Below are 24,703 nucleotides of genomic sequence, written 5' to 3'. Positions count from 1 at the left end.
GCTCTGGACGCTGCCCGGTCATTTCCCCAGCTTGCGCAACTCATCGGACTCGACCACCCGCACCCCGTTCTGCTCTTCCAGCGCCAGGCGCCACAAGGCGCGGGCCAGGCTGCAGGCCTCGATAGCGCCGTATTTGCCGGGCAGCAGCTTGGCGATCGGCGCGGCCAGTTGCTCGGCCCAACGGGTTTCGGTGCGGTTGCCGACCAGCAGCGACGGGCGGGCGATGGTCAGTTGCGGCCAGCCCTGGCGCTTCAGCGCCTCTTCCATCTCGCCCTTGATGCGGTTGTAGAACACGCTTGAGTCCGGATCGGCACCAATCGCGCTGATCACTAGCAGATGACGGGCGCCCAAGGCGCGCGCGCGTTCGGCGAAGGCGACTACCAGATCGAGATCGACAGCACGAAAAGCCTCTTGCGAGCCTGCCTGCTTGATCGTGGTGCCCAGGCAGGAATAAGCGATGTCCACGCGGCCACCAAGGCTGGGCAGCAGTGTGGCCAATTCGCCGATGGGATTTTCCAGGTCGATATGGCTGGCAAGAGGGCGCCGGGTCGGGGCCAGCACGCGGCTGACCGTGGGCTCGTTGAGCAACCGGTCGAGCAGATGCTCGCCGGTAAGGCCCGTGGCGCCTGCGAGCAGAATATGTTGTGGCGTCAGGTACATGATGGCTCTCCCTTGATACTTACAGCCTAGGACATCCAGCGTCAGGCATCGGTGCCCCGGTTGCTAGCGGCTACTGGAGGTTTTTGCGTCCTTGCGTGTCAGCGTCGTGGTCAGTGCGCGTTCTGCTTGCTGCTTGCGCAACAATTGCCAGCGGGCGATTACCCCCTTTGGTGCCCAGATCTGCGGTTCGGAAGCCTCGAAATTGTCTTCGATCTCACGCTGGGCGACATAGGCGCTGGCGTGTTCGAACGCTTGTTTCAAGTCATCTGTTTCGACCAGCGCCTTGGCAAATAGTGCGTCGCCGAAATAGGTGAAGTCCGCCTCTTCAGAGCAGCCGAACGATACTCGGTCGGCCCGTGAAGCGGTGATTACCAAGGTGCGCTCGTCTTTGAGCGGTGCGATGAACCCGCCCGAATAGCAGGCCGAGATCACCACGACCTTGTCGCGGTTTTTCAGTGGCGCCATGAGCACCGCCAACTCGTCGGCGGGCAGGTCCGACAGCGACAGGCGCGGCTGGTCCAGGACCAGCTCATGGTCGTGGGTGCCGTGGCTGGTCAGGTAGATGAAAATCAGGTCTTCAGGGCCACTGCGCTGGGCCAGGGTCTGCACCGCGCGGCTGATGGTTTCGCGCGTGGCCAGCGGGCGGTTCTGCATCTGGTCGCGATGGTTGACCAGGCTTACCTGGCCATGCGCGCCGAAGCGCGTTTTCAGCAGGTTGCTGACGTAGTCGGCTTCACGCATGAACACGCTCTGCTTGCCATCGCCGCCCACAACCAGGCTGTACAGCTCCACTGCCGGCGTCGAGGCCGGCACCGCTTTCAGGGCGCTGTCGAGCAATGCGCCCTGTGCCAGCAGGCCGGTTTCCAGGCTGTCGGGCAGCAAGTTGCCCTGTTCGTCGCGCACTCTTTGGCCATTGGCCCACACACCTCGTTGCACGCGACCGTCGGCCTGGGTCAGTACACCGGCGCCTTGATAGGTGTCATTGGCGAAGCCGCCGACAAAGGTACTGCCATCGGCCAGGCGCAGGCGGCCTTCACCCATGAAGCGCCAGTTATTGAATTCGCCCTCGTAGCGGCTGCCGTCGGCACCGATCAGCTCGCCCTTGCCGGTGAATGCGCCATTCTTGAACTGACCGCTCCAGACATCGCCTTCGCTGTTCTCGTAGCGGCCTTTACCGTCGAGCTGGTTGTCATGAAAGTTGCCCAGGTACTGATCGCCCTCGGCACTGGTAAAGGTGCCAATGCCCTGCAACTGGCCAGCAACGAAGCGGCCGCTGAACTGATTGCCATTGGCATCGCTGCGCACCCCTTCGCCGTCGGGCTTGCCCTTGACGAACTGGCCCTGATACTGGCTGCCGTCATCCAGCTCCAGGCGTCCCGAGCCGTCGTAGAGGTCAGACTTGAACTGGCCGCGATACAGCACGCCTTTTTCCTTGAGCGTGCCTTCGCCGTCGCGACGGCCCTTTTTGAAGCCGCCGACATAACTGCCGTTGTGGGTGGTCAGGCTGCCCTGGCCATTGAACAGCCCCTGCTCGAAGCCACCTTTGTACACATCGCCGTTGCTGGCGTGCCACTCGCCCTGGCCATGCCATTGGCCGTTGTCGAACTGGCCGGCGTACCAACTGCCATTGGGGTAATCGATACGGCCCTGGCCTTGCAGCAGGCCATTGACCAGTTCGCCCCGATAGCGACCACCGTCCGGCAGGCGGCCATCGGGCGGCAGCAGGGATTCGCCGTCTCCGCAGCCAGCGATCAGAAGGGTCAATGCCAAGGGTGCAAGCGCGCGCATGTCAGGTCTCGACGAGGTATGAATCCGGGAGGTGTGCGCCGGACAGAGCCAGGCGCACGGAAGTGCGATACAACAGGCGCGAGTATGCCGCAGCGTGTCAGGGCGGCGAAACAGTCAGTAGCGACTGTTTCATGTCTGTGGACGTTACACGAAGCACAGCGTCAGAGGCTCGGCGACGTAGGCCGGCTTGTCCTGGCCTTCGATTTCCAGGGTCACCGTGCCTTTGAGCAGCCATTGGCCGGGTTTCTTTTCGGATACATCCGTGAGTTTCAAATGCAGTCGCACCCGCGAGCCGACCGCCACCGGCTGGATGAAACGCACGCTGTCCAGGCCATAGTTGACGACCATCTTCAGGCCTTCGGGCAATACCAACAGGTCACCCATCAGCTTGGGAATCAGCGACAGCGACAGAAAACCATGGGCGATGGTGCCGCCAAAGGGTGTTTGCGCGGCCTTGACCGGGTCGACATGGATGAACTGAAAATCGCCGGTGGCCTCGGCGAACAGGTCGATGCGATCCTGTTCGATGGTCAGCCAGTCGGAATGTCCCAGGTCCTGACCCACATAGTCGCTCAGTTGGGCTACCGGTACGTAAGGCATGTTTCTCTCTCCTTGAGGCGTGATGCATTGATAAAGGCCGCTGAAGATCAGCAGAGCCTGGCCGGTTGGTCAAGTCCGGCAAGGTGCATCGATGGTGGTCTATAGCCTGGCGCCTCTCGTGCTTATAATGCCCACCGCGAAATAGGTCATCTGCCGGAGTAAGCATGCTGCTACGAGGACTGACGGCACTGGTGTTGTTCCAGTTGCTGGGGACTGCGCTCAATCATCTGCTCATATCGATCCTGCCCGGCCCGATCATCGGCATGATCCTGCTGCTGGTATTTCTGCTGGTGCGCGGCGAGGTGGACGAGCCGATCAGCGTGGCCGCCAGCAGCCTGCTGCGTTATCTGCCGCTGCTGCTGGTGCCGCCGGCAGTGGGCGTGATGGCGTATGCCGGCGCTATCGCCGAGGATTTCTGGGCCATCAGTGGCACGCTGGTGGTGTCGCTGGCGCTGTCGATGGTGTTTGTCGGCGTGTTGATGCAAAAACTCGCCGAGCGTCAGGCGCGTCGCAAGGAGCCGTCATGACTCTGGACTGGCACGGCGCCTGGGTCTCGGTGATTCACCATCCGCTGTTCGGCATCGGCATTACGCTGGCCGCTTATCAACTGGCCATTGCCGCCTACGAGCGAACCCGCTGGCTGTTCCTGCAGCCGGTGCTGCTGTCGATGCTGGTGTTGATCGGCATTTTGCTGGCGTGCGCAATCGATTACAGCGAATACCGTAAAAGCACCGAAATTCTCGGCGTACTGTTGGGGCCCGCTACGGTGGCGCTGGCTGTGCCGCTGTACCTGAATCTGCGCCGGATTCGTCAGTTGTTCTGGCCAACCTTGACTACGCTGGTGCTGGGCGGTGTGTTCGCCACCGGCGCCTGTCTGCTGCTGGGCGTATTGCTGGGCGTCGATCACATGATCCTGATGACCCTGGCGCCCAAGTCGGTGACCTCGCCGATCGCCATGCTGGTGGCTGAGCAAATGGGCGGCGTTGCGGGTCTTGCGGCAGTGTTCGTGTTGATTACCGGTGTGCTGGGCGCGATCTGCGGCCCGGCACTGTTGTCGCTGGCCAGGGTCAACCATCCAGCCGCGCGCGGTATGGCGCTGGGTCTGACCGCGCATGCGGTGGGCACCTCGCTGGCGTTGCAGGAAGGTGAAGAAACCGGCGCGTTTGCGGCGCTGGCCATGAGCCTGATGGGTGTGGCGACGGCATTGTGCCTGCCACTGGCGGTGTCTTTGGTTGTTTGAGGGAGTGTGTCATGACGTTGCCGCTGTTCCCGCTCAATGCGGTGCTGTTTCCGGGGTGTGTGCTGGACCTGCAACTGTTCGAGGCACGCTATCTGGACATGATCGGCCGGTGCATGAAGCGCGGCGAAAGTTTCGGCATCGTGTGCATTACCGAAGGCCGTGAAGTCGGCCCGGCGCCGGGCAGTTATTCACTGATCGGCTGCGAGGCACTGGTGCGCGACTTTCAGCAGCAGGACAACGGCTTGCTTGGCATTCGCGTCGAAGGCGGGCGGCGTTTTCGGGTGAACAGTGCCGAGGTGCAGCGCGACCAGTTGCTGGTCGCCGAGGTGCAATGGCTTGAAGAGCAACACGAGCGACCCTTGCAGGAAGAGGACGCCGATCTTGTGGCGCTGCTGCAAGCATTGGCCGAACATCCCATGGTCGCTTCACTGAACATGGGCCTGAATGCCGAGGGCCAGCAATCGCTGGCCAATCAGTTGGCTTACCTGCTGCCGTTCAGCGAGCAGGACAAGATCGACCTGCTGGAAATCGATGACCCCGAAGAGCGTCTGGATGCGATCCAGACGCTGCTCGATGATATTCAGGGCGACGCGTAAAGCCGCCCCCGCGCGTTATCAATACTGGTAACGCAACACCGCATGCGACAGCGCATGCACGGCAAAACCGCCCAGCAGCGCCGTCACGGCCGGTAGCAGCAGCCACCAGACCCGTGGCGACATGGCCGGCAATGGCGTGCGGTGCTGGATGAGGGTCAGGCTGGCGGCACAGATTCCCAGCGCCAGCATCATCCCGGCCAGGATATCGGTCGGCCAGTGCACGCCCAGGTACACCCGTGACAAGGCGATGGCCAGCGCCGGAATCGCACCCAGCACCAGCCAGGCCAGACGCAAGCGCACCGGCTGATTGCGCCCGGCCAGCACCGCCAGGGTCATGAACAGCGCAAAGGCTGCCGAGCTATGGCCACTGGGCATGCTGTAGCTGGTCAACGGGTCGAGCAGCACCTCGGGGCGGGCGCGGGCGAACAGCGCCTTGAGCGTGCCGTTGGCCACTGCGGTGCCCAGCAAGGTCATCAGCGCGAAGGCAGCATGGCGCCACTGGCGGGCGATCAGCAGCGCGACGATCACCACGATGGCTGCCAGCAACTGGGTTCTGAAATCACCGATGCTGGTCACCAGCAGCACGATATTCTGCGCCGTCTCGCTGCGATGCTCCTGTACCAGGGTCATCAGGCCCTGGTCGAAGCGGTCCAGGTGCGGCCAGCCGACGAACAACGCCGCCATGACCAACAGGCACAGGCCGCTGATCAGCTTGGTGGCGTAGCGCTGCTGACGCAGGCTGCACTGGATGCTCAGGCCGAACAGGATCGCGAGACCTGCGCCGACCACCGCCGCTTCGGTCCAGAAACCTTCTGGCAACGGCAGGCGAATCGCCGCCCCGGTCGCCCAGCCCGGCAGCAGATAAGCAATCGACCAGCCGATGGCGGCCACAATGCTGACCGCGAGAAAGCGTATGAACGGCATGTCGCACATGCCGGCGATCATCGGCAGCATCGGCCGCAGCGGCCCGATGAAGCGCCCGACCAGCAGGCTGGCAATCCCGTAACGCTGGAAATAGGCCTCGGCGCCGGTCATCCACTCCGGGTGCGAACGCAGGCCCGGCAGGCGGCGGATGTTCTGGTGAAAATGCCGACCGAGGTAGTACGACACCAGATCGCCCAGCAATCCGCCCAGCACGCCCAGCAACAGCACCTCGCTCAACGGCAGGATGCCGCTGCCCGCCAGTGCGGCGATGGCGAACATCAATATCGTGCCAGGGACCACGATCCCGGCAATCGCCACGCATTCAACAAACGCCACGACAAAAATCGCCACCGCCACCCAGGAAGGGTTGGCCGTCAGCCAGCCGGTGATGCCGTCAAGCCAGTGACCCATGGTCAGGTTCCTTGATTCAGATAAAAGTAATCGCGGCCTTCGACCTGACCGCGACGCAGTGGGTTCCGTGTGCACCACCGTGCCTGTTCGGCATCGACGAAGCGGTACATCAGTTGCTCATCGCGCCCGGCAGGAATGCCCAGGCGAGTGGTTTGAATAATGCGCGCAGGGCGCAGACCGACGTCCTCGACGAACAAACGGTCAGGGTCGAAACGCCTTGCATCCCACACCGGCACTTTCAGGCCCATGGCCTTGCACAGCAGTGTCTGCCCGGCGCACAGCCGCGTCGGGTCGCGCAGGGCGCCGCTGGCATCGGGGTTGTTCAGTTGCATCTGCGCCAGGGCGTTGGCATCGCTGAAGGCGTCGACCCACGGCATGCCGGACTTGATCAGCACCGCATTGCCGGGCCCTTCGGCGCTGAAGTTCAGCGAGTCGCCACCGCGTGCGTAATACATGTAGATATGCCCGCCATCAAGAAACAGCGCCTTGCGCTTTTCGGTATAGCCCAGAGAGGCATGGCTGCCTTTTTCGGCCAGGTAATACGCCTCGGTCTCGATGATGCGCGCGGCCAGCCACAGCTCGCCGACCTTGTGGCGAATGACCTTGCCCAGCAGGTCGCGGGCCAATACCTGTGCATCGCGGTTGAAGAAGCTGTCGGGCAGGGCGTTGGGCATAAAAGGCACGTCTGAAGGTTCGGGGCAGTGACAAGGCGCAGAATCATAGCAAGCAACGTTTGGAATGCAGCTCAATCCTTGTGTTCCGCCCGCTTTGTTGTTTCTGGAAATGACAAGGCATGGCCTGGCTGGCAACGGGCCGGCTGTCAGGCCTGCGAGACACGGTGTTGATGAAGATTTTACAAGGATGTCGACCATCCGCCTGTCTGCGCTGTCGTTCGGGCGGCCCGACAGCTATAATCGACCGCTTTCCTCTTTGCCAAGACCTCTTGAGACCATGACTGAGTCTGTTCTTGACTACATGACCCGCCTGGGCACGGCTGCCCGCCAAGCATCGCGTGTGATCGGCCGGGCCAGTACTGCGCAGAAGAACCGCGCCCTGCTGGCCACCGCCGCTGCGCTGGACGCCGCCCGTGCCGAGCTGTCTGCCGCCAACGAGCAAGACCTTGCCAATGGTCAGGCCAATGGCCTGGACGCGGCGCTGCTCGATCGCCTGGCCCTGACCCCCGCACGCATCGACAGCATGATCGTCGGGCTGCGTCAGGTTGCCAGTCTGCCGGACCCGGTGGGCGCGATCCGCGACATGAGTCATCGGCCCTCGGGTATTCAGGTCGGCAAGATGCGCGTACCGCTGGGTGTGGTCGGCATCATTTATGAATCGCGGCCGAACGTGACCATCGATGCCGCCAGTCTGTGCCTGAAGTCCGGCAACGCGACCATTCTGCGTGGCGGCTCAGAGGCCATTCACTCCAACCGTGCCATCGCCGCCTGCATCGCCCGTGGCCTGACCGACGCCGGTCTGCCGGCCGGTGTGGTGCAAGTGGTCGAAACCACCGATCGCGCCGCCGTCGGCGCGCTGATCACCATGCCCGAGTTTGTCGACGTGATCGTGCCGCGTGGCGGCAAGGGCCTGATCGAGCGCATCAGCCGCGATGCCCGTGTGCCGGTCATCAAGCACCTGGACGGCATCTGCCATATTTATATCAGTGCCCACGCCGACCTGAGCAAGGGCCAGCAAATCGCGTTCAACGCCAAGACTTACCGTTACGGTATCTGTGGCGCGATGGAAACCCTGCTGGTCGACCAGGCGGTCGCGGCCGATTTTCTGCCGCCGATGGCCGCGCAACTGCGTGAAAAGGGCGTCGAGCTGCGCGGCTGCGAGCGTACCCGCGCCTTGATCGAGGCGCTGCCGGCCAGCGAAGAAGACTGGCACACCGAATACCTGGCGCCGATCCTGTCGATCCGTGTGGTGGCCAGTCTTGATGAGGCCATCGAGCACATCAACCATTACGGCTCGCACCACAGCGACGGCATCGTTTCCGAGCATCAGGGGCAGATCCGGCGCTTCATGGCCGAAGTCGACTCCAGCTCGGTGATGGTCAACGCGCCAACCTGCTTTGCCGACGGTTTCGAGTACGGGTTGGGTGCCGAGATCGGCATTTCCACCGACAAGCTGCACGCCCGTGGCCCGGTTGGTCTTGAAGGCCTGACCTGCGAGAAATACATCGTGATCGGCGATGGCCAGTTGCGCGGACAGGAGCCGGTCTGATTTGAGCGAATCCGCGCCAGCCTTGTCCAGGCGTATCGGCATGTTGGGCGGCACGTTTGACCCGGTGCATATCGGTCATCTGCGTGGCGCCCTCGAGGTTGCCGAACTGCTGGGTCTCGATGAGTTGCGCCTGACGCCCAGCGCCCGGCCGCCGCATCGCGAGCTGCCGAACGTGTCGGCTCAGGACCGGCTGGCCATGGTGCGTTGCGCGGTGGCCGGGGTCGCGCCGCTGACGGTGGATGACCGCGAGCTTTTGCGCGACAAGCCGTCGTACACCCTCGACACCCTGGAGTCGATGCGCAGCGGGATGGACCCCGCAGATCAACTGTTTCTGCTGCTGGGCTGGGATGCATTCTGCAGCCTGCCGGCCTGGTACCGCTGGGAACAGTTGCTCGATTATTGCCACATTGTGGTGCTGCAACGTCCGGATGCGGACAGCGAGCCGCCCGAAGCCTTGCGCGATCTGCTGGCGGCGCGGGCGGTCAGCGACCCGACGGCCCTGCAAGGGCCCGGCGGGAACATTACGTTTGTCTGGCAGACCCCGTTGTCGGTGTCTGCCACCCAGATCCGCCAATTACTGGCCGACGGCCGATCGGTACGCTTTCTGGTACCCGATGCGGTTCTGGCCTATATCGAAGCACACGGGCTGTACCGTGCGCCGAATACCGATGGAGCCTCCTAGGCGACTTGCACGGCAAGTCCCAGGGGGCGTCCACATTGATGAGTGAATGAGTTTTTTATGAGCAAACAGAAATTGAACAGTGAAGAAGTCGTCCAGTTGGCTACCGCCGCTCTGGAAGATGTAAAAGGCACTGACATCCTTGCGATCAACGTGCGCGACAAGACCAGCATCGCCGACTACATGCTGATCTGCACCGGTACCTCCAACCGCCAGCTCAACGCACTGGTCGACAGCGTCCGTGAAAAGGTCAAGGCCGCCGGCGTGCAACCGCTGAGCGAAGAAGGCAAGGGCGACAGCGACTGGGTGCTGCTGGACCTGGGCGATGTCGTGGTTCACGTGATGACCGCCGCCGCCCGTCAGTTCTACGACCTTGAGCGCCTGTGGCAGGGTGCCGAGCAAAGCCGCGCTGCCAGCGCCGCACACCACACTCCAGGCTTCGAATAAGCCTGGTCGTGCGTATACGCCTGATTGCCGTTGGCTCGCGCATGCCCAAGTGGGTCGAAGAGGGCTGGCACGAGTACGCCAAGCGCCTGCCTTCGGAGCTTGCTCTGGAACTGGTCGAGATACCGCTCAATACCCGTGGCAAGAACGCCGACGTGGCGCGCCTGATCCGTCAGGAAGGCGAAGCCATGCTGGCCAAGGTGCAGCCGGGCGAGCGTATCGTCACGCTTGAAGTACAGGGCAAGCCCTGGAGCACCGAGCAACTGGCGAGTGAGCTGGACCGCTGGCGCCTGGATGCGCGCACCGTTAACCTCATGGTCGGCGGCCCGGAAGGGCTGGCGCCGGAGGTCTGCGCGCGCAGCGAACAGCGCTGGTCGTTGTCGCCGCTGACTTTGCCGCATCCGCTGGTGCGCATCCTGATCGGCGAACAGATCTACCGCGCCTGGACAGTTCTGTCCGGGCACCCTTACCACAAGTAGTTCGCCCTCCCAATGTCCCAGCCGATCCGCCTCAAAGACCACGAGAAAGACGCACGCCTGGTGCGCAGCCGTGTCGTGGTCGGGGCCGTGGCCATCATGCTGCTGGTCTGTGTACTGATTGCCCGCCTGTACTACCTGCAGGTCATTCAGTACGACTACCACTCGACGCTGTCGGAGAACAACCGGGTTCATGTCCAGCCGATTCCGCCCAGTCGCGGCCTGATCTACGACCGTAATGGTCTGGTGGTGGCCGACAACCGGCCCAGTTTCAGCCTGAGCATGACCCGCGAGCGGGCCGGTGATTGGGCCGGCGTGCTCGACACCATCGTCGAGGTGCTGCAACTGAGCCCCGATGACCGCGCGATCTTCGAAAAACGCATGAAGCAGGGGCGTCGGCCGTTCGAGCCGGTGCCGATCCTCTTTGAGTTGACCGAAGAGCAGATCGCCCTGGTGGCGGTCAATCAGTTCCGCCTGCCCGGTGTCGAAGTGGTCGCGCAACTGGTCCGGCATTACCCGCAGGGCGCGCACTTTGCGCACTCGGTCGGGTATGTGGGGCGCATCAACGAGAAAGAGCTCAAGAGCCTCGACCCGGTTGCCTACAGCGGCACGCACCATATCGGCAAGACCGGCATCGAGCGCTTCTATGAGAACGAACTGCACGGTCAGGTCGGCTACGAAGAGGTCGAAACCAACGCTCGCGGTCGCGTATTGCGCGTGCTCAAGCGCACCGACCCGGTGCCGGGCAAGGACATTGTCCTGAGCCTCGACATCCACCTGCAGGAAGCCGCCGAAGCTGCACTCGGCGGTCGCCGCGGTGCCGTGGTGGCCCTGGACCCGAACACCGGCGAAGTGCTGGCCATGGTCAGTGCGCCGAGCTTTGACCCGAACCTGTTCGTGACCGGCATCAGCTTCAAGGCCTATGCCGAGCTGCGCGATTCCATCGACCGGCCGCTGTTCAACCGTATCCTGCGCGGCCTGTACCCGCCGGGTTCGACCATCAAGCCTGCGGTGGCCATCGCCGGCCTCGATGGCGGCGCGGTGACGCCAGGATCGCGGGTGTTCGACCCCGGTTACTACCAGTTGCCCAACTATGACCACAAGTACCGTAACTGGAACCGCTCCGGTGACGGCTGGGTCGACCTCGATACCGCGATTATGCGGTCCAACGACACCTACTTCTATGACCTGGCGCACAAGCTGGGCATCGACAAGCTGTCGACCTACATGAACAAGTTCGGTATCGGCCAGAAAGTCTCGCTGGACATGTTCGAAGAGTCGCCGGGCCTGATGCCGTCCCGCGAATGGAAGCGCACCACGCGCCGCCAGGCCTGGTTCCCCGGCGAAACCCTGATTCTGGGTATCGGCCAGGGCTATATGCAGGCCACGCCGCTGCAACTGGCCCAGGCCACTGCGCTGGTGGCCAGCAAGGGCAAGTGGATTCGTCCGCACCTGGCCAAGACCATCGAAGGCGAACCGCCGGTCGACCCCAATCCGATGCCGGACATCCTCCTGCGCGATCCCAACAACTGGGCGCGGGTCAACCATGGCATGCAGGAAGTGATGCACGGCGCACGCGGTACTGCGCGCAAGGCGGCAGTCGGTGCGCAATACCGGATTGCCGGCAAGAGCGGTACGGCGCAGGTGGTAGCGATCAAGCAGGGCGAAAAATACGACCGTACCAAGGTCCAGGAGCGCCATCGCGACCACGCCCTGTTCGTCGGCTTTGCACCGGCCGACAATCCCAAGATCGTGGTGGCGGTGATGGTCGAGAACGGCGAGTCCGGTTCCGGCGTCGCCGCCCCTGTGGTCCGTCAGGTCATGGATGCCTGGCTGCTCGACCAGAACGGCCATCTCAAGCCCGAATATGCAGGCTCCCTCAACCCTGAGCGCGGCAGCGCGCCGACCGCAGAGGCCGCTGCCCGTGAAGAGTAATTTCGACCGTATCCTGTCCAGCGAAGACGTCATGCGTCGCCGCGCGACCTTTCTGCAACGTATTCATATCGACGGCCCTTTGCTGGTGCTGCTGCTGATACTGGCGGCCGGCAGCCTGTTCGTCCTGTATTCGGCCAGCGGCAAGAACTGGGACCTGCTGCTCAAGCAAGCCAGCTCCTTTGGTCTGGGCATGATCGCCATGGTGATCATTGCCCAGTTCGAGCCGCGCTTCATGGCCCGTTGGGTGCCGGTCGGCTATGTGATCGGGGTGATCCTGCTGCTGGTGGTCGATATCATGGGCCACAACGCCATGGGTGCGACCCGCTGGATCAACATTCCCGGGGTTATCCGCTTCCAGCCCTCGGAATTCCTGAAGATTCTGATGCCGGCGACCATCGCCTGGTACCTGTCCAAGCGCACCTTGCCGCCGCAGCTCAAGCATGTGGCCGTCAGCCTGGCGCTGATCGGCGTGCCCTTTGTCCTGATCGTGCGCCAGCCGGACCTCGGCACTTCGCTGCTGATCCTGGCCTCCGGTGCGTTCGTGCTGTTCATGGCCGGCTTGCGCTGGCGCTGGATCATCAGCGTGCTGGCCGCTGCGGTGCCGGCTGCTGTGGTGATGTGGTTCTTCTTCATGCATGACTACCAGAAGCAGCGCGTACTGACGTTTCTCGACCCCGAGAGCGACCCGCTGGGCACCGGCTGGAACATCATTCAGTCCAAGGCGGCCATCGGCTCCGGCGGCGTGTTCGGCAAGGGCTGGCTGCTGGGCACCCAGTCACACCTGGACTTTCTGCCGGAAAGCCACACCGACTTCATCATCGCGGTACTTGGCGAAGAATTCGGCCTGGTCGGCATCTGTGCGCTGCTGATCATCTATCTGTTGCTGATCGGCCGGGGCCTGGTGATTACCGCCCAGGCCCAGACCCTGTTCGGCAAGCTGCTGGCCGGGGCACTGACCATGACGTTCTTTGTCTATGTGTTCGTCAATATCGGCATGGTCAGCGGTTTACTGCCAGTGGTAGGCGTCCCGTTACCCTTCATTAGCTATGGGGGAACTTCGTTGGTGACGCTACTGTCAGCGTTTGGAATTTTGATGTCGATTCATACTCATCGAAAATGGATCGCACAAACTTGATCAAGGTGAACAATTCAATGCAAGCAGTGCGCAACTGGGCTCGCTACGCTCCGCTGGTTGGCCTGGTGGGAATTCTCGGCTCGCTGCAAGAGGCTATGGCTGGCTCCTATGATGGCTCGCCCCAGGTGGCTGAGTTCGTTGGCCAGATGACCCGCGATCATGGTTTCGCGGGCGAACAACTGATGGGCATCTTTCGCGAAGTCGAGCGCAAGCAGGCGATTCTCGACGCCATTTCGCGGCCGGCCGAGCGGGTCAAGCCGTGGAAGGAATACCGGCCGATGTTCCTCACCGAGGCGCGCATCGCCCGTGGCGTGGATTTCTGGCGTCAGCACGAAGCTGCCCTGGCGCGGGCCGAGCGTGAATACGGCGTGCCGGCCCAGGTCATCGTGGCGATCATCGGCGTCGAGACGTTCTTTGGCCGTAACACCGGCAATTACCGGGTGATCGATGCGCTGTCCACGCTGGGCTTCGATTACCCGCCGCGCGCCGACTTCTTTCGCAAGGAACTGCGCGAGTACCTGTTGCTGGCTCGCGAGCAGCAGGTCGACCCGCTGACCATCAAGGGCTCCTACGCCGGCGCCATGGGCCTGCCGCAGTTCATGCCCAGCAGCTTTCGCGCCTATGCCGTGGATTTCGACGGCGACGGGCACATCAATATCTGGACCGACCCGGACGACGCCATTGGAAGTGTCGCCAGTTATTTCAAGCGCCATGGCTGGACGGCCGGGCAGCCGGTGGTCAGCCGCGCCAGTGTCCAGGGCGCGCAGGTCGACAAGGGTTTGAGCCCTGGACTTGACCCGGTCATGAGCCTTGGGGAGTTGCGGGCGCTGGGCTGGTCAAGTCATGATGCGCTGCGCGCCGACCTGCCGGTCACTGCCTTTCGTCTTGAGGGTGACCAAGGCCCTGAATACTGGATAGGCTTGAATAATTTTTATGTCATTACCCGTTATAACCGCAGCGTGATGTACGCCATGGCCGTGCATCAGTTATCCGAATCCCTGGTTCAAGCTCGAGGCCTCAAGTAATGCGGGCAAGTACCTCACTGAAACTGCTGGTATGCGTAGGGCTCGGGCTGGTACTGGCCAGCTGCTCGTCGCCCAGCCGCTCTCCACAGAAAAGCGGTCCGGTCGTGCGCGCCACGCCGGGCCTGGACATCAACCGTGCCCACAAGGACGGGGCGCCGTGGTGGGATGTCGACATCACCAAGATTCCCGACGCCACGCCGACCGTGCACACCGGCGCCTTCAAGGCCAACCCGTACACCGTACTGGGCAAGAACTATTTCCCCATGAACGACGGCAGGCGTTATGTCGCCACCGGCACCGCGTCCTGGTACGGCACCAAGTTCCACGGCCAGAACACCGCCAATGGCGAGGTGTATGACCTGTACGGCATGAGTGCCGCGCACAAGACCTTGCCGCTGCCGACGTATGTGAAGGTCACCAACCTGGACAACAACCGCACCGTGGTACTGCGCGTCAATGACCGTGGGCCGTTTTATTCGGACCGCATCATCGACCTGTCTTACGCGGCAGCGAAAAAGCTCGGGTACGCCGAAAGCGGCACCGCACGGGTCAAGGTCGAAGGCATCGACCCGCAGCAATGGTGGGACCAGCGCGGCGGCCAGGCGCCGTTGATGCTCAGCCAGCCGCAAGTGGCGCCCAAGGCTGCCGCGCCGGTGATCACCGCCTCGACCGGCACCATCGAGCAGTGGACGCCGCCACCTCAACAGCATGCCGCGCCTGCCGTGCCGCTGCAGCTTGAGGCAAAAAAAAACGATTCAGGATCAGCCGCTGGGCTGTTTCTCCAGGTGGGAGCCTTCGCCAACCCGGATGCTGCGGAACTGCTGCGCTCCAAGCTGAGCACGATGGTCCGGGCGCCGGTGTTCGTGAGTTCGATCGCGCGCAACCAGCAGACACTTTATCGCGTGCGGATGGGACCGGTCGCAACCCAGGGTGAAGCCCAGCAATTGCAGGACAGTGTCAGGTCGGCCAATCTGGGTTCGCCCAGCATGGTGACCCCGGATTGACCCGCGTCGCCTGCGGCCATGGCCGCAGGCACCGGTGTTGCACCAAGGCCTTAACCTGCCGGGCAGAGCAGTAGGTGACGGTGCATCGGCAAGCTTGTTCTTGCCTGCCAGGCCAGACCTGGCGTCACGGGAATCGGGAAGGTGTGACCTTGCCCGGATCCTTGAGTTTTGCCCGCGAGGGCATGTTTGCCATCAGTAATTTCGAGAGACGGATGAACATCACAACCTTTGCAAAACGTTTGTGCCTGCTAGTGCCACTGATGATCACGCCTACTGCCTGGGCCGTAGAGCAGATGACACCGGCTGCACCCCAACTGGCCGCCAAATCCTACGTGTTGATGGACGCCGCCAGCGGCAACGTTCTGGTTGAGAACAATAGCGACCAGCGTCTGCCACCGGCCAGCCTCACCAAACTGATGACGGCCTACATCGCGACCCTGGAAATCCGTCGCGGCCAGATCGGCGAGAACGATCCGGTAACCGTCAGCGAGAACTCCTGGCGCACCGGCGGCTCGCGGATGTTCATCAAGGTCGGCAGCCAGGTCAGCGTCAGCGACCTGCTGCATGGCGTCATCATCCAGTCGGGCAACGACGCCAGCGTGGCGATTGCCGAGCACATCGCCGGCAGCGAAGATGCATTCGCCGACATGATGAACAAGACCGCCGCCGATCTGGGGCTGACCAACACCCACTTCATGAACCCCACCGGCCTGCCGAACCCGGAGCACTACTCCTCGGCGCACGACATGGCCAAGCTGGCACGGGCAATCATTCATGAAGACCCGGCGCACTACGCGATCTATTCGCAGAAAGAGTTTTTCTGGAACGGCATCAAGCAGCCCAACCGCAACCTGCTGCTGTGGCGCGACAAGACCGTTGACGGTCTGAAAACCGGCCACACCGACGAGGCCGGCTACTGCCTGGTGTCTTCGGCCGTACGTGACGGCATGCGCCTGATCGCCGTGGTGTTCGGCACCAACAGTGAGCAGGCCCGCGCTGCTGAAACCCAGAAGCTGCTGACTTACGGTTTCCGTTTCTTCGAAACCCAGAACTTCTATCAGAAGGGCGCAGAGCTGGCCCAGGCACCGGTCTGGAAAGGCGCTACCCGTCAGGTCAAGGCTGGCCTTGCCGACGATCTGAGCCTGACCATGCCTAAAGGGCAGATGAAGAAGCTGTCGGCCAGCATGACCATGAACCCGCAACTGGTAGCCCCCATCGCCAAAGGCGATGTAATCGGCAAGGTTGAAGTGCGCATGGAAGACAAAGTGGTGCACACCGCTGACCTCATCGCTCTGGAAAGCGTCGAGGAGGGTGGCTTTTTCCGCCGCGCGTGGGATAGCATTCGCCTGTTCTTCTCCGGCTTGTTCAGCTGACAACCCAGAAATCAATGCCGACTCTCTCGCGGCCCGTCCATGATCTGGACGGGCCGCGTGTCCGTCGTCACGGCTTGTGAGACCTTTACTGCCATGACCGATACTGATGTACAACCGCCAAAAATCGAATTTCCTTGCGCCGACTACCCGATCAAAGTGATCGGCGACACTGGCGTCGGGTTCACCAGCAACGTGCTTGAGATCCTCAAGGCGCATGCCGAGGTGGATGTCACTACCCTGGCCGAGCGCCAGAGCAGCAACGGCAAGTACACCACTGTCCAGTTGCACATCATCGCCACGGGCGAGGATCAGCTGCGCGATATCAATAGCGCCCTGCGCGCGACGGGTTTCGTGCACATGGTGCTTTGATGGGCGATGTTCTGGGCATTCGCGAGCTGGGTCTGGTCGAGTACCAACAGGCCTGGCATGCGATGCAACGCTTCACCGACACCCGTGGGCGCGAGGCCGGCGACGAAGTCTGGCTGGTGCAGCACCCGCCGGTGTTCACCCAGGGCCAGTCCGGAAAGCCCGAGCATTTATTGCTGCCGGGCGATATTCCTGTCGTACAGGTCGATCGTGGTGGCCAGGTGACTTATCATGGTCCCGGCCAACTGGTGGCGTACCTGTTGCTCGATGTCCGGCGCAAAGGCTGTGGCGTGCGAGACCTGGTGACGCGCATCGAGAACAGCCTGATCGATTTGCTGGGCAGCTATGGTGTCCAGGCGGCGGCCAAGGCCGACGCGCCGGGTGTCTATGTCGAGGGGGCGAAAATTGCCTCCCTCGGCCTGCGCATTCGCAACGGTTGCTCCTTTCATGGTCTGGCGCTGAACGTCGACATGGACCTGGCGCCGTTCCAGCGCATCAACCCCTGCGGGTATGCAGGGCTGACGATGACCCAGCTGAGTGAGCATGCAGGGTCAATAGAATTTGCCGAGGTAAGTGCCCGGCTGCGTGCGCAGCTCGTCAAACACCTCGACTATGCAGAGCAGGCGACCCTTACGGGCGGAATAGACTGATATGACTGAAACCGTGCAAACCCTGATCCCGACGCTGGATATTTCCGAGCGCGCGCCCCGCCCTAAAGTCGAAGCAGGTGTAAAGCTGCGTGGCGCGGAAAAAGTCGCACGTATCCCGGTCAAGATCATTCCAACCGTCGAACTGCCGAAAAAACCTGACTGGATTCGCGTGCGCATCCCGGTTTCGCCGGAAGTCGACCGCGTCAAGCAACTGCTGCGCAAGCACAAGCTGCACAGCGTCTGCGAAGAAGCGTCCTGCCCGAACCTGGGCGAGTGCTTCTCCGGCGGCACCGCGACCTTCATGATCATGGGTGACATCTGCACCCGTCGCTGTCCGTTCTGCGACGTCGGCCATGGCCGTCCGAAGCCTCTGGATACCCAGGAGCCGCACAACCTGGCTGTAGCGATCGCCGACTTGCGCCTCAAGTACGTGGTCATCACCTCGGTGGACCGCGATGACCTGCGTGACGGCGGTGCCCAGCACTTTGCCGACTGCATCCGTGAAATCCGTGCGCTGTCACCCAACGTGCAGCTCGAAACCCTGGTGCCGGACTACCGTGGGCGCATGGACGTTGCGCTGGAAATCACCGCTGCCGAGCCACCGGATGTGTTCAACCACAACCTGGAAACCGTGCCGCGCCTGTACAAGGCTGCGCGTCCGGGTTCGGATTACCAGTGGTCGCTGACCCTGCTGCAACGCTTCAAGCAGATGGTCCCGCACGTACCGACCAAGTCCGGCCTGATGCTGGGCCTTGGCGAAACCGACGAAGAAGTCATCGAAGTCATGCAGCGCATGCGCGAGCACGACATCGACATGCTGACCCTGGGCCAGTACCTGCAACCGTCGCGCAACCACCTGCCGGTGCAGCGCTTCGTGCACCCGGACACCTTTGCCTGGTTCGCCGAAGAAGGCTACCGCATGGGCTTCAAGAACGTGGCGTCCGGGCCGCTGGTGCGTTCTTCGTACCACGCCGACGAGCAGGCCAAGATCGCCAAGAAAGCGCTCTGATTCAAGGCTGAAACAAAAACGGGCCGGATAGTGATATCCGGCCCGTTTTTTATGCCTTGCAGAAAACGGCCGCTATTGCGACTGACGCAGGCTGTTCAGCAATTCATGGGTCGGGTAGCCGTCGGCTGGCCAGCCCAGCGATTGCTGCGCGCTACGGATCGCCTTGCGCGTGTTGGTGCCGATGATCCCGTCCGGCGCGCCAGCGTCGTACTGACGGGCGCTGAGCAGCGTCTGCAACTCGATGCGCTCGGAACGACTGAGCGGCAGATCGGTGCGTGGCCAGCTGCCGACGACAAACCCTGAGCCCTTGAAGCGATCACCCAGCATGCTGATTGCCATGGCATAGGAGCTTGAGTTGTTGTACTTGAGGATCGCGCGGAAGTTGTCCAGTACCAGAAAGGCCGGACCACGGTAACCGGCAGGCAGCAACAGCGAGGCTTGTTGCTGGCTGGCAGCCGGCGGCAGCGGCGTGCCGTCGGGCAGCTTCAGGCCCAGTTCCTGCCATTGCGCCAGGGTTTTACGAATCGAAGGATCGGCCAGGGCATAGTCGAAGCCGCTGGCCAGGACCACTTCATAGCCCCACGGCTGGCCACGTTGCCAGCCCGAGCTTTGCAGGTAATGCGCGGCCGAGGCCAGGGCATCGCTGGGGCTGCTCCAGATATCGCGGCGGCCATCGCCGTCAAAGTCCACGGCGTGGGTGTTGTAGGTGGTCGGCATGAACTGGGTCTGGCCCATGGCGCCGGCCCAGGAGCCGATCATCCGGTCGGCGCTGATATCGCCTTGCTGGATGATGCTCAGGGCGGCCAGCAACTGGCTCTGGGCAAAGCCCGGCCGACGGCCTTCATACGCCAGCGTGGCCAGCGAGCGGATCACCGACTGGCTGCCCTGGAACTGGCCGAAGTTACTTTCCATGCCCCAGATGGCAACCAGGGTCTGGCGGTCGACGTTATAGCGCTGTTCAATGGCCTGCAATTCGCCAGCGTACTGGGTCAGCAGCGCCTGGCCTTTGCGTACACGGGCATTGGAAATGGCGTTGTCCAGATACTCCCACACCGGGCGGCTGAATTCAGGCTGGCTGCGGTCAGCCTTGACCACGCTCATGTCCGGGGTTACGCCGGCAAATGCGTTGTCGAAGACATCGGCGCGGATACCGGCCTGCAAGGCCTGATTGCGAAAGCCTGCTTGCCACTCGCTGAAACTTACGGTCGGCTGGATCGCCAGAGCATCGTCCACTGCCAGCGGCGCCGTGGGGGTGGCTACCGTAGTCGCAGCGGGTAACTTGCTGTTCGGAAGTGGGGTGGCATCGGCCGCGGTGGGCTTTTCAGCGCAGGCAACCAGAGCAATAAGGCTGGAGGCGGCGATCAACTGGCGCAGTGGCCAGCGTTGGGTAAAACAGAAGTGCATGCTGGGGTCCAGGCAAATACCGTTAGATGCAGACCTTAACACGCCAGCCAAGTTGCAGGGGCTGCGAAAGTAACGACAATTATCAAGCTGCCATAAAGTAAAAAGCCTCCCGGTCTTTCGACTGGAAGGCTTCGCGGCGGTAGCTGCCTTTGCCCTTGGCCGGGCGTTCCTGGCGGCTTCGGAACAATGGCTGGGCGATGATGGATTTGGCCTTGTTGGGCCGCTTGTTCTTGCTCATGGCGATAATCCCCGCGGGTGTGTGCGGTGCGCATCATCAAGCCTTGCGCTGGCTGTGTCCAATAGACCTGTGCTATGGGTTTTGCGGTCCCGACTATCGTTGCGCCGGCAATTGCAGCCGTTGGCCTGCCATCATTAATGCCAGCTGCGCCAGGCTGCTCCAGGGCGAGCCGGGCGCCTGGCCCTTGATTTGCGCATCGATCTGTTGGGCATCGAGCAGCAACTGGTTCCAGCGCTTGCTGGACATACGCTGCAAGGCCTTGCTCATCAGCGGTTTGCGCTTGTCCCAGATCGGCGGGCGGGCCGAGCTGAACACCTTGTCCAGTGGAATGCCCTGGCTGTACTGCATCGCCATGGTGGCCAGCGAGCGCAGCTCACGGGTCAAGGCCCAGAGAATCACCGGCGTTTCCACGCCTTCGCCGCGCAGGCCTTCAAGAATGCGCAGGGCATGCGCGGCATCGCCTGCCAGCACGGCGTCGGTCAGGCCAAACACATCGAAGCGCGCACTGTCGGCCACCGCCGCTTGCACCGTCTCGACGGTAATCTGCCCGTCTTCGGCCATCAGCTTGAGCTTTTCGATTTCCTGCGCGGCGGCCAGCAGGTTGCCTTCGACGCGCGCCGCGATCAGCTCTACTGCGTCCTGGGTCGCGGCCAGCCCTGCCTGGGACAGGCGCTGACGAATCCATTGCGGCAACTGATTGGCATCCACCGGCCAGATCTGAATGAACTGGCAGTGCGCGCCGTCGACCAGCGCCTTGCCCCACTTGGTCTTCTGCGCGCTGCCATCGAGCTTGGGCAGGCTGATCAGCAGCAACGTGTCTTCGGCAGGGCGCGAGCAGTATTCGATCAGCGCCGCAGCGCCCTTGTCGCCAGGCTTGCCCGAAGGCAGGCGCAGTTCCAGCAGGCGCCGTTCGGCAAACAGCGACAGGCTGGCGCCGGCCTGGAGCAGTGTGCCCCAGTCGAAGCTGGCGTCGGCGCTGAACACCTGGCGTTCGTCGAAGCCTTGCTGGCGAGCGGCTGCACGGATGGCGTCAGCGGCCTCCTGACACAGCAACGGGTCATCGCCACTGACGATATAGACCGGTGCGAGCGTGCCTTGCAGGTGTTTGCCGAGTTGAGCGGGAGCGAGTTTCATGGCGGGCCGGCGATCGGGGCCAGCAAGCTGGCCCCGTAAGGTTTAGCGGGTCGGAATTTCGACAGGCGACTGCTGAGGCGTTGCATCGCGCAGGCGTTGTGCCGCCTGACGATCCAGTTCTTCGGCACGGGCCACTTCATCGGCACGCGCTTGCAGCTGCTCCAGACGCTCAGGCGTCAGCTGTTGCAGGCGAGCGAGCAGGCGCTGGATCAGGTCGTTACGCATTTCCTGACGGATTTGCGCTGCTTCCTGGTCGGAGCCGGTCAGGTTGTTACCGTCGTGTACATAAATGCGCTCGGCGCTGACCTTGTCGCCCAGCAGGAAGCGATCCTGGATGCCGTGGATTTCATACTCCAGCGTCGAGGTCAGTTGGTATTCGGCCGAGCGACCGGAGCCGGAGTAGCTGGCAGTACGCTGGGTCTCGGACTCGTTGACCAGTTGCAGCTTGTACTGCGCACCGGTGTAGACCTTGACGCCGGCGCTGGTCAGCAGGCGATTGAGCTGGGTGACGGTGTCGCCGTATGCGTTACGGGCACTGACGTCCAGTTCCTTGATGGCCAGTTCATTGCTGCCGGTACCCCGCAGCTGGAAGCCGCAGGCACTCAGCATCACAGCCAGACCCAGCACCAGCAGATTGCGTTTGATCATCTTTTTATTCCCCTTGAATCCGTATGGGCTGCTCGTGCGCGCCCTGGAAATAGGCCGTGCGCCGGAACCTGCCGGCGCACGGGACCATCAACTTGCGACGATATTGACCAGCTTTCCTGGCACTACGATGACCTTGCGGATCGTCAGGCCGTCGATAAAGCGCAGCACGTTCTCGTTGACCCGGGCGGCCGCTTCGATTTCTTCACGGCTGGCGCTGGCGGGCATCTCGATGTGGCCGCGCAGCTTGCCGTTGACCTGAATCACCAGTTGCAGGGTGTCCTGCACCAGCGCGCTTTCATCCAGTACCGGCCAGCCGGCATCAATCACCGGCGTGCTGTGGCCCAATTGCTGCCACAGCTCATGGCTGATGTGCGGCGTGATCGGCGCGAGCAGCAGGGCCACGGTCTGCAAACCTTCCTGAAGCAGGGCGCGATCCTGTTCGGTCGCTTGTGCAGACTTTTCCAGTACGTTCATCAAGGTCATCACCTGGGCGACGACCGTGTTGAATTTCTGGTTCTGGCCAATATCCTGGCTGGCCTGCTTGATCGCCTGGTGAATCGAGCGGCGAATGACTTTCTGCTCGTCGTTCAGTGCGGCCAGATCAAGTTTGCCCGGCAGGCCCTGAGTCACATGGGCCTGGGCCAGACGCCAGACGCGGCGCAGGAAGCGGCTCGAACCTTCGACGCCGGAATCGGACCACTCCAGGCTCTGGTCGGGCGGCGAGGCGAACATCATGAACAGGCGGCAGGTGTCGGCGCCGTACTGGTCGATCATGGTCTGCGGGTCGATGCCGTTTTTCTTCGACTTCGACATCTTCTCGGTGCCGCCGATCTCGACCGGCAAACCATCGCTGGTCAGTCTGGCGCTGATGACCTTGGCCTTGGCGTCACGCTCAAGTGTCACGTCGGCCGGGTTGATCCAGGTCTTCTTGCCGCTGGTTTCCATGCGGAAATAGGTTTCGGCGTTGACCATGCCCTGGGTCAGCAGGTTCTTGAACGGCTCGTTCGAGGTCACCAGGCCTTCGTCGCGCATCAGCTTGTGGAAGAAGCGCGCGTACAGCAGGTGCAGGATCGCGTGTTCGATACCGCCGATGTACTGATCCACCGGCAGCCAGTGGTTGGCCGCGTTCGGCTCGACCAGGCCACCTTCGTAGTGCGGGGAGGCGTAGCGGGCGTAGTACCACGACGACTCGACGAAGGTGTCCATGGTGTCGGTTTCACGCTTGGCCGGTGCGCCGCATTTCGGGCAGCTGCACTCATAGAACTCGGGCATGCGTGCCAGCGGCGAGCCGGCGCCGTCCGGCACCACGTCTTCGGGCAGCACGACCGGCAACTGGTCTTCCGGCACCGGCACGTCGCCGCATTGCTCGCAATGCACGATCGGGATCGGGCAGCCCCAGTAGCGCTGGCGGCTGATGCCCCAGTCGCGCAGGCGGAACTGGGTGCGCGACTGGCCAAGGTCTTTCTTGATCAGCGCCACTTCAATGGCGTCGAACGCGCCCTGGAAGTCCAGGCCGTCGAACTCGCCGGAATTGATCAGCGTGCCGTGCTCGCCATAGGCGGCCTGCCATTCGTGGGTGACTTCATCGCCCACGCTGGTGCGCACTACGGCCTTGATCGGCAGGTTGTACTTGGTGGCGAACTCGAAATCGCGCTCATCATGTGCCGGCACGGCCATGACCGCGCCGTCGCCGTAGTGCATCAGCACGTAGTTGGCGACCCACACCGGCAGCTTCTCGCCGGTCAGCGGGTGCTCGACGAACAACGAGGTCGGCAGGCCTTTCTTTTCCTGGGTGGCGACGTCGGCTTCGGCCACGCTGCCGCCCTTGCATTCATCGATGAACGCTTGCAGCGCAGGGTTGCCCTGAGCCGCTTGTGTTGCCAGCGGATGCTCGGCGGCCACGGCGACATAGGTCGCGCCCATCAGGGTGTCGGGGCGGGTGGTGAATACTTTCAGGGCACCGGCTGCGCCGATGCTGGCCTGATCGTACGGGAACTGCACTTCCATGCCGCGCGACTTGCCGATCCAGTTGCGCTGCATGGTCTTGACCTGCTCGGGCCAGCCCGGCAGATCGTCAAGGCTGGTCAGCAGTTCATCGGCGTACGCGGTGATCTTGAAGTAGTACATCGGGATTTCGCGCTTCTCGATCAGCGCGCCCGAACGCCAGCCACGGCCGTCGATGACCTGCTCGTTGGCCAGTACCGTCTGATCGATCGGGTCCCAGTTCACAGTGCCGTTCTTGCGGTAGATCACACCCTTTTCGAACAGGCGAGTGAACAGCCATTGCTCCCAACGGTAGTAATCGGGCTTGCAGGTGGTGATTTCACGCGACCAGTCGATCGCCAGGCCCAGGCTTTTCAGCTGGTCCTTCATGTAGGCGATGTTTTCGTAGGTCCACTTGGCGGGCGCTACGTTGTTGTCGATGGCAGCGTTTTCTGCCGGCATGCCGAAAGCATCCCAGCCCAGCGGCTGCAGGACGTTTTTGCCGAGCATGCGCTGGTAGCGGGAAATTACATCACCGATCGTGTAGTTGCGCACATGACCCATGTGTAGCTTGCCGCTGGGGTAAGGAAACATCGACAGGCAATAGTAGGTCTCCTTGCCTGGCTGTTCACTGACTTCAAAGGATTTTTGCTCGTCCCAGAACGACTGGGCGGCGGCTTCGATTTCGCGGGGCTGATAGAGTTCGTGCATGGCTTTTTTTACTAAGGATGGGTGACCCTTGGCCTCTTCATCGCTTC

At 62.5% G+C, this 24,703-nt stretch carries 25 protein-coding genes; 15 read left to right on the top strand and 10 right to left on the bottom strand.

Annotated features, from left to right (window positions below; genetic code table 11):
• Positions 1–18: 18 nt before the first annotated feature.
• From ACYAS9_RS10235 to ACYAS9_RS10225, 3 genes are all read right to left on the bottom strand, one after another.
• Positions 19–660, bottom strand: coding sequence for an oxidoreductase (locus tag ACYAS9_RS10235; protein ID WP_463568167.1), 642 nt, complete (start codon positions 658–660; stop codon positions 19–21).
• A gap of 63 nt (positions 661–723) precedes the next feature.
• Positions 724–2,448, bottom strand: a complete 1,725-nt coding sequence (locus ACYAS9_RS10230) for a C13 family peptidase (protein ID WP_463568166.1) — start codon at positions 2,446–2,448, stop codon at positions 724–726.
• A 144-nt stretch (positions 2,449–2,592) separates the two neighbouring features.
• Entirely contained in the window at positions 2,593–3,048 is a 456-nt protein-coding gene (locus ACYAS9_RS10225) for a MaoC family dehydratase (protein ID WP_463568165.1), read from the bottom strand.
• 164 nt (positions 3,049–3,212) lie between these two features.
• Here ACYAS9_RS10225 and ACYAS9_RS10220 point away from each other — a divergent pair, with 164 nt between their 5' ends.
• The 3 genes from ACYAS9_RS10220 to ACYAS9_RS10210 are packed head-to-tail and all read left to right on the top strand — an operon-like array spanning position 3,213 to position 4,884.
• The gene (locus tag ACYAS9_RS10220) at positions 3,213–3,575 is read left to right on the top strand and encodes a CidA/LrgA family protein (protein WP_463568164.1); all 363 of its coding nucleotides are present in this window, start codon (positions 3,213–3,215) and stop codon (positions 3,573–3,575) included.
• Positions 3,572–4,288, top strand: coding sequence for an LrgB family protein (locus ACYAS9_RS10215; protein WP_463568163.1), 717 nt, complete (start codon positions 3,572–3,574; stop codon positions 4,286–4,288). Before ACYAS9_RS10220 ends, ACYAS9_RS10215 begins: the two co-directional genes overlap by 4 nt.
• An 11-nt stretch (positions 4,289–4,299) precedes the next feature.
• The gene (locus ACYAS9_RS10210; RefSeq protein WP_463568162.1) at positions 4,300–4,884 is read left to right on the top strand and encodes an LON peptidase substrate-binding domain-containing protein; all 585 of its coding nucleotides are present in this window, start codon (positions 4,300–4,302) and stop codon (positions 4,882–4,884) included.
• An 18-nt stretch (positions 4,885–4,902) separates the two neighbouring features.
• Here ACYAS9_RS10210 and ACYAS9_RS10205 read toward each other — a convergent pair whose 3' ends face one another.
• Entirely contained in the window at positions 4,903–6,219 is a 1,317-nt protein-coding gene (locus tag ACYAS9_RS10205; RefSeq protein WP_463568161.1) for a bifunctional DedA family/phosphatase PAP2 family protein, read from the bottom strand.
• Between the two features lie 2 nt (positions 6,220–6,221).
• Positions 6,222–6,893, bottom strand: coding sequence for a DNA-3-methyladenine glycosylase (locus ACYAS9_RS10200; RefSeq protein WP_463568160.1), 672 nt, complete (start codon positions 6,891–6,893; stop codon positions 6,222–6,224).
• Between the two features lie 277 nt (positions 6,894–7,170).
• On the opposite strand from ACYAS9_RS10200, the gene ACYAS9_RS10195 reads away from it, so the two are divergent.
• From ACYAS9_RS10195 to lipA, 12 genes are all read left to right on the top strand, one after another.
• Positions 7,171–8,442 carry a glutamate-5-semialdehyde dehydrogenase gene (locus ACYAS9_RS10195; RefSeq protein WP_463568159.1) on the top strand — a complete coding sequence of 424 codons (1,272 nt, stop codon included), beginning with the start codon at positions 7,171–7,173 and terminating at the stop codon, positions 8,440–8,442.
• 22 nt (positions 8,443–8,464) lie between these two features.
• Positions 8,465–9,124, top strand: coding sequence for a nicotinate-nucleotide adenylyltransferase (nadD, locus tag ACYAS9_RS10190; protein WP_463568190.1), 660 nt, complete (start codon positions 8,465–8,467; stop codon positions 9,122–9,124).
• 57 nt (positions 9,125–9,181) lie between these two features.
• Positions 9,182–9,568: a ribosome silencing factor gene (rsfS, locus tag ACYAS9_RS10185; protein ID WP_463568158.1), complete on the top strand. Its 387-nt coding sequence runs from the start codon at positions 9,182–9,184 to the stop codon at positions 9,566–9,568.
• A gap of 8 nt (positions 9,569–9,576) precedes the next feature.
• Entirely contained in the window at positions 9,577–10,044 is a 468-nt protein-coding gene (gene rlmH, locus ACYAS9_RS10180) for a 23S rRNA (pseudouridine(1915)-N(3))-methyltransferase RlmH (protein WP_463568157.1), read from the top strand.
• Between the two features lie 12 nt (positions 10,045–10,056).
• Positions 10,057–11,976, top strand: coding sequence for a penicillin-binding protein 2 (gene mrdA / locus ACYAS9_RS10175; RefSeq protein WP_463568156.1), 1,920 nt, complete (start codon positions 10,057–10,059; stop codon positions 11,974–11,976).
• A gap of 31 nt (positions 11,977–12,007) precedes the next feature.
• Complete coding sequence (gene rodA / locus ACYAS9_RS10170) at positions 12,008–13,111, top strand: rod shape-determining protein RodA (protein WP_463568189.1); 1,104 nt, start codon at positions 12,008–12,010, stop codon at positions 13,109–13,111.
• Positions 13,112–13,128: 17 nt separating this feature from the next.
• Positions 13,129–14,136 (top strand): lytic murein transglycosylase B, encoded by a 1,008-nt coding sequence (mltB, locus tag ACYAS9_RS10165; protein WP_463568155.1) that lies wholly within the window; start codon positions 13,129–13,131, stop codon positions 14,134–14,136.
• Positions 14,136–15,140 (top strand): septal ring lytic transglycosylase RlpA family protein, encoded by a 1,005-nt coding sequence (locus ACYAS9_RS10160; RefSeq protein ID WP_463568154.1) that lies wholly within the window; start codon positions 14,136–14,138, stop codon positions 15,138–15,140. The genes mltB and ACYAS9_RS10160 overlap by 1 nt, the downstream gene beginning before the upstream one ends.
• Before the next feature lie 212 nt (positions 15,141–15,352).
• On the top strand, positions 15,353–16,513 hold the full coding sequence (locus tag ACYAS9_RS10155; RefSeq protein ID WP_463568153.1) for a D-alanyl-D-alanine carboxypeptidase family protein: 1,161 nt from the start codon (positions 15,353–15,355) through the stop codon (positions 16,511–16,513).
• 93 nt (positions 16,514–16,606) lie between these two features.
• Positions 16,607–16,882, top strand: coding sequence for a DUF493 domain-containing protein (locus ACYAS9_RS10150; protein WP_459744207.1), 276 nt, complete (start codon positions 16,607–16,609; stop codon positions 16,880–16,882).
• The gene (gene lipB, locus ACYAS9_RS10145) at positions 16,882–17,529 is read left to right on the top strand and encodes a lipoyl(octanoyl) transferase LipB (RefSeq protein ID WP_463568152.1); all 648 of its coding nucleotides are present in this window, start codon (positions 16,882–16,884) and stop codon (positions 17,527–17,529) included. Before ACYAS9_RS10150 ends, lipB begins: the two co-directional genes overlap by 1 nt.
• 1 nt (position 17,530) lies before the next feature.
• Positions 17,531–18,538: a lipoyl synthase gene (gene lipA / locus ACYAS9_RS10140; protein WP_463568151.1), complete on the top strand. Its 1,008-nt coding sequence runs from the start codon at positions 17,531–17,533 to the stop codon at positions 18,536–18,538.
• A gap of 72 nt (positions 18,539–18,610) precedes the next feature.
• Here lipA and ACYAS9_RS10135 read toward each other — a convergent pair whose 3' ends face one another.
• The 5 genes from ACYAS9_RS10135 to leuS form a co-directional block, all read right to left on the bottom strand.
• Complete coding sequence (locus tag ACYAS9_RS10135; protein ID WP_463568150.1) at positions 18,611–19,942, bottom strand: lytic murein transglycosylase; 1,332 nt, start codon at positions 19,940–19,942, stop codon at positions 18,611–18,613.
• Positions 19,943–20,024: 82 nt separating this feature from the next.
• A complete protein-coding gene (arfA, locus tag ACYAS9_RS10130) occupies positions 20,025–20,180 on the bottom strand; it encodes an alternative ribosome rescue factor ArfA (protein WP_056841874.1) in 156 nt (51 codons plus the stop codon).
• A 93-nt stretch (positions 20,181–20,273) separates the two neighbouring features.
• Positions 20,274–21,314, bottom strand: coding sequence for a DNA polymerase III subunit delta (gene holA / locus ACYAS9_RS10125; protein ID WP_463568149.1), 1,041 nt, complete (start codon positions 21,312–21,314; stop codon positions 20,274–20,276).
• A 42-nt stretch (positions 21,315–21,356) separates the two neighbouring features.
• Complete coding sequence (locus ACYAS9_RS10120) at positions 21,357–21,962, bottom strand: LPS-assembly lipoprotein LptE (RefSeq protein ID WP_463568148.1); 606 nt, start codon at positions 21,960–21,962, stop codon at positions 21,357–21,359.
• Between the two features lie 87 nt (positions 21,963–22,049).
• Complete coding sequence (leuS, locus tag ACYAS9_RS10115) at positions 22,050–24,656, bottom strand: leucine--tRNA ligase (protein WP_463568147.1); 2,607 nt, start codon at positions 24,654–24,656, stop codon at positions 22,050–22,052.
• Positions 24,657–24,703: the final 47 nt, after the last annotated feature.

This window comes from Pseudomonas sp. HP_08 (assembly GCF_055284095.1).
This window is presented reverse-complemented; position numbering and strand designations above follow the sequence as displayed.

Bases quoted from the DNA above. Each gene is read 5' to 3' on its own strand.
- ACYAS9_RS10235 (WP_463568167.1), bottom strand. From the start codon at position 660: ATGTACCTGACGCCACAACATATTCTGCTCGCAGGCGCCACGGGCCTT.
- ACYAS9_RS10230 (WP_463568166.1), bottom strand. From the start codon at position 2,448: ATGCGCGCGCTTGCACCCTTGGCATTGACCCTTCTGATCGCTGGCTGC.
- ACYAS9_RS10225 (WP_463568165.1), bottom strand. From the start codon at position 3,048: ATGCCTTACGTACCGGTAGCCCAACTGAGCGACTATGTGGGTCAGGAC.
- ACYAS9_RS10220 (WP_463568164.1), top strand. From the start codon at position 3,213: ATGCTGCTACGAGGACTGACGGCACTGGTGTTGTTCCAGTTGCTGGGG.
- ACYAS9_RS10215 (WP_463568163.1), top strand. From the start codon at position 3,572: ATGACTCTGGACTGGCACGGCGCCTGGGTCTCGGTGATTCACCATCCG.
- ACYAS9_RS10210 (WP_463568162.1), top strand. From the start codon at position 4,300: ATGACGTTGCCGCTGTTCCCGCTCAATGCGGTGCTGTTTCCGGGGTGT.
- ACYAS9_RS10205 (WP_463568161.1), bottom strand. From the start codon at position 6,219: ATGGGTCACTGGCTTGACGGCATCACCGGCTGGCTGACGGCCAACCCT.
- ACYAS9_RS10200 (WP_463568160.1), bottom strand. From the start codon at position 6,893: ATGCCCAACGCCCTGCCCGACAGCTTCTTCAACCGCGATGCACAGGTA.
- ACYAS9_RS10195 (WP_463568159.1), top strand. From the start codon at position 7,171: ATGACTGAGTCTGTTCTTGACTACATGACCCGCCTGGGCACGGCTGCC.
- rsfS (WP_463568158.1), top strand. From the start codon at position 9,182: ATGAGCAAACAGAAATTGAACAGTGAAGAAGTCGTCCAGTTGGCTACC.
- mrdA (WP_463568156.1), top strand. From the start codon at position 10,057: ATGTCCCAGCCGATCCGCCTCAAAGACCACGAGAAAGACGCACGCCTG.
- rodA (WP_463568189.1), top strand. From the start codon at position 12,008: ATGCGTCGCCGCGCGACCTTTCTGCAACGTATTCATATCGACGGCCCT.
- mltB (WP_463568155.1), top strand. From the start codon at position 13,129: ATGCAAGCAGTGCGCAACTGGGCTCGCTACGCTCCGCTGGTTGGCCTG.
- ACYAS9_RS10160 (WP_463568154.1), top strand. From the start codon at position 14,136: ATGCGGGCAAGTACCTCACTGAAACTGCTGGTATGCGTAGGGCTCGGG.
- ACYAS9_RS10155 (WP_463568153.1), top strand. From the start codon at position 15,353: ATGAACATCACAACCTTTGCAAAACGTTTGTGCCTGCTAGTGCCACTG.
- ACYAS9_RS10150 (WP_459744207.1), top strand. From the start codon at position 16,607: ATGACCGATACTGATGTACAACCGCCAAAAATCGAATTTCCTTGCGCC.
- lipB (WP_463568152.1), top strand. From the start codon at position 16,882: ATGGGCGATGTTCTGGGCATTCGCGAGCTGGGTCTGGTCGAGTACCAA.
- lipA (WP_463568151.1), top strand. From the start codon at position 17,531: ATGACTGAAACCGTGCAAACCCTGATCCCGACGCTGGATATTTCCGAG.
- ACYAS9_RS10135 (WP_463568150.1), bottom strand. From the start codon at position 19,942: ATGCACTTCTGTTTTACCCAACGCTGGCCACTGCGCCAGTTGATCGCC.
- arfA (WP_056841874.1), bottom strand. From the start codon at position 20,180: ATGAGCAAGAACAAGCGGCCCAACAAGGCCAAATCCATCATCGCCCAG.
- holA (WP_463568149.1), bottom strand. From the start codon at position 21,314: ATGAAACTCGCTCCCGCTCAACTCGGCAAACACCTGCAAGGCACGCTC.
- ACYAS9_RS10120 (WP_463568148.1), bottom strand. From the start codon at position 21,962: ATGATCAAACGCAATCTGCTGGTGCTGGGTCTGGCTGTGATGCTGAGT.
- leuS (WP_463568147.1), bottom strand. From the start codon at position 24,656: ATGCACGAACTCTATCAGCCCCGCGAAATCGAAGCCGCCGCCCAGTCG.